General features: G+C 73.1%; 4 protein-coding genes. All 4 read right to left on the minus strand.

The features are described 5' to 3' along the window. Positions 1 to 95: 95 nt before the first annotated feature. From VM242_05525 to VM242_05540, 4 genes are read right to left on the minus strand one after another with little or no spacing between them, the layout of a single operon-like run. Positions 96 to 296, minus strand: a complete 201-nt coding sequence (locus VM242_05525; GenBank protein HVM04611.1) for a hypothetical protein — start codon at positions 294 to 296, stop codon at positions 96 to 98. Continuing rightward, positions 293 to 1,108, minus strand: coding sequence for an AAA family ATPase (locus tag VM242_05530; protein ID HVM04612.1), 816 nt, complete (start codon positions 1,106 to 1,108; stop codon positions 293 to 295). Before VM242_05530 ends, VM242_05525 begins: the two co-directional genes overlap by 4 nt. Further along, positions 1,105 to 2,430, minus strand: coding sequence for a DDE-type integrase/transposase/recombinase (locus VM242_05535; GenBank protein HVM04613.1), 1,326 nt, complete (start codon positions 2,428 to 2,430; stop codon positions 1,105 to 1,107). The genes VM242_05530 and VM242_05535 overlap by 4 nt, the downstream gene beginning before the upstream one ends. 45 nt (positions 2,431 to 2,475) lie before the next feature. Beyond that, positions 2,476 to 2,871, minus strand: coding sequence for a helix-turn-helix domain-containing protein (locus VM242_05540; protein ID HVM04614.1), 396 nt, complete (start codon positions 2,869 to 2,871; stop codon positions 2,476 to 2,478). Between the last annotated feature and the right edge of the window lie 382 nt (positions 2,872 to 3,253).

The raw sequence follows: 3,253 nt of genomic DNA on the forward strand, positions 1-3,253 counted from the left end.
TGTTGACCGCCACCGACGATGAACACGGTGGCGACGCCGTCGTTGGAGATCGCTTGGGGACGCGACGATGCGACGTCGCAGGCGACGGTAGATGTTCACGGTGTCGTCGGCCGCGCCTCGGTGGTGATGTCGAGGCGAATCTGGTCGGCCATGACGGCCTGGTAGCCGAAGCGCTGAACGAGGTCGAGGAGCAACTCGGCGGCGACGATCTCGATGCCCGGCCCGCCGCTGATCACGGCGGTGATAGTGAGGTGGTGCAGCGACACGTCCTTCGAGGCGTGGGGTGCAACGCTCATTCCGCCGTCACCTCGGTGACCGCGGCCCGGGCCGAGGACTCATCGACGATGGCCTTGTTGGTCGCGTAGGCGGCGACGAGGGACTGCAGGGCCAGGTTGTTCACCGCCCGGGGCAGGCCCCGGGAGACCTGGTGGACCAACCCCAGGGCGTCGTCGGAGAACAGCGTGTCGGCCCGCCCCGCCAGCTTGAGGTGGTGGGCGACGTAGGCCCCGGTCTCGGCGGCGGTCATGGCCGGCATGGCGAAGCGCAGGGCGATGCGCTGGTCCAGGGCGGCGAAGGTGCCGAGCTTGATGCGCCGGCGCAGCGTGGGCTGACCGACGAGCAGGCAGGCGAAGGGCGAGCGGCTGTCCATCTCGGCGTTGGTCAGCAACCGGAGCTCCTCGAGCTGGTCGGCGCCCAGGAGGTGGGCCTCGTCGACCACGACCACCACGCGCTTGCCCCGCTCGGCCTCCTCGGCGGCCAAGGCATCGGCGGCCTGGGGGATGAGCGACGCCTTGTGGAACCTGGGCACCCCGCCCAGGGCGGAGACGATGGCGGCGTAGAGCCCACGGGCCCCGATGGCGGGGTTGCCCAGGTAGATGGTCGTGTGGCGGCTGGCGTCGAGGCCGGCGGTGGCCGCCCGGGCGGCAACGGTCTTGCCCGATCCGACCTCGCCCGTGACGACCCCCAGGGCCCGCTCGGCGATGCACCAGGCGATGCGGGCCACCGCCTCGCCGTGGCCGGCGCTGCGGTGCAGCATGCCCGGGGCCAGGTCCCGCCCGAAGGGCATGCGGGTGAAGCCGTAGTGGGCCTGGAGGACTTCGATGCTCACGGTGTCTCGCTTCCGTCGGTGATCGCGGGGCCGGGCAGGCCGGAGTAGTGGATGCGGGCCGCCAGCTCCTCGGCATGGCGGGCCTCGATGAGTCCGAGGTAGTCGATGCCGGTGGCCGCCGGCGGTGGCGGGGTGTCGGGCTTGACCATGGGATGGGTGTGGCGGCCGACGACGTGGGCCACCCCCGCCCCCATGGAGCGGCCCTCGAAGCGGACCTCGACGGTGGCCAGGTCGAAGGGGTCGAAGACCAGCTCCACCCGCCGGCCCACCAGGGCGGCGTCGACCTCGAAGGTGTTGCCGTGCAGGCTGACCGTGGCCGTCTTGGTCACCAGGCGGCGCTCCGACCACAGGAACGCCTCGTGCAGGGAGGCCGGGCTCGGCAGGGCGATCGGCCCGCCGGCCTCGTATCGCTCCAGGGGCGCCATCCCCGTCTCGGAGTGGGCCCGGCGGTGATAGACGGTCTCGACCCAGGCGGCGAAGAGGCGGTTCAGCTCGACCAGGCCCCCCACGCCCCGGGCCTGCACTTCCACGAGGAACTGGTCGCGCACCGTGCGGAAGAAGCGCTCGATCTTGCCCCGGCCCTGGGGACGCCCGGGCCGGGAGTGGACCAGGCGGATGCCGAGCACGGCGCAGGCCCGCAGCAGCGGGGCGGCCACGAAGGCGCTGCCGTTGTCCACGTAGATTGACGCCGGGATGCCCCGGGCGGCGATGCCGTGGCGCAGCGCCGCTTCCAGGCGAACGGTGTCCTCCGAATGCGCCCAGCGATAGCCGGGGACCGCTCGGGAGTGGTCGTCGAGGAAGGCGAACAAGTAGGCCTTGTGGCCCTCGACCACCGGACCATGAAGGGCGTCGCCGGTCCAGCGGTCGTTGGGGGCGGCCGCCTCGAAGCGCCCGAAGGCCTGCGGCGGGGACCCGTCGGGGCGGGTGTTGAGGCCCAGGCGGGCGAAGTGGCGCTGGAGGGTGCGGGCCGAGGGTGCCCACGGCTCGGCGGTGGCCATGATCTCGGCCACGCCGGCCGCGGTGCGCGATGGCGCCTCCCGCTTCAGCTTCACGGCCAGGTCCAACAGCGCGGCCGGGGTCTTTGGCTCGGCCGCCCGTGCCGCCGGCACCAGCGCCTCGAAGCCGCCGGCCCGCCAGGCCCGGATCCAGCGGTCCAGGGTGTTGCGGCTCACCTGCAGGCGAGACCCGCTCGGGCCCAGGTGCTCACGGCGGGCCAGGGCGCGCACCAGCGCCCCCCGCTCGGCCTTGGTGAGGCCGGGGTCGGCGGCTTCTCGGATGAGGGAGTAGCGGAACAACGCCACGTCGCGATGACGGTCCTGCACCGGCGGCTCCTGGATGCTCGGGGACGAAGAGCCGAGGCTGGTCGCTCACACCGCGCCCGCCCAGGGGCAGTTCGTGTTGGAGAGCAGGCACCCGTTGCTGGCCGCGGCGGCGAAGGACCACGGGGGCCGGGGGCCGAGGCGGCCGACCGCGGCCCGGGCCGCCACGGCGATGGCCTCGACGGCCTCGGCGAAGGCCGATCCCGACGGCTCCGGTGGGTCGGCCAGCGGGTCGAGGTCGAGGGCCATCACGGTGAAGAACGACCGGATGGCCTCGGCGGCGGCGGCGAAGCGGCGCAGCCAGTTCCGCACCGTGGAGGCGGTGAGCCCGAGATCGGCGGCGATGCGGCGGTGGCCGAAGCCGAGGGCCTTGGCCACCAGGGCGGCACCGATCACACTGACGCCGTCACGGCGCCGCAGCAGGCAGTCCTCGCCCAGCAGCACATGGGTGAGGGCGCAGCGCCCACAGCGCGACCGCCGCGGACGACGACACTCCTGGGTCCCGCGATGGCGGACGACGCGTTCTCGGGCATGCCCCCAGGGCCGCAGCCGCCCGGCACAGCTCGGGCATGCCAGCCCGCCGGCGAGCAGGGCGCGTTCGACTTCCGGCGCGTCGGTTCCTACGATCTTCACGTGTGCCTCCGGGCACCAGGAAGGGCCCTCCCGTCACTCGCCAAGAGGTAACCGGGAGGGTCCTTGCGCGTACAGGGCGCTGGCACCCTGTCGCCTGACGCGACGAAGGGCAACCCGAGGGTGGCCCGGGTTCGTCCCCGTACTCGGTGTCGCTACACCGCCCGCCGGTGTTCAATCAGCGTGGCGCTCAACA

Source organism: Acidimicrobiales bacterium (genome assembly GCA_035540975.1).
Classification (GTDB): Bacteria; Actinomycetota; Acidimicrobiia; order Acidimicrobiales.

Coding starts and splice junctions, on each gene's coding strand:
- VM242_05525 (HVM04611.1), bottom strand. CDS start 296: ATGAGCGTTGCACCCCACGCCTCGAAGGACGTGTCGCTGCACCACCTC.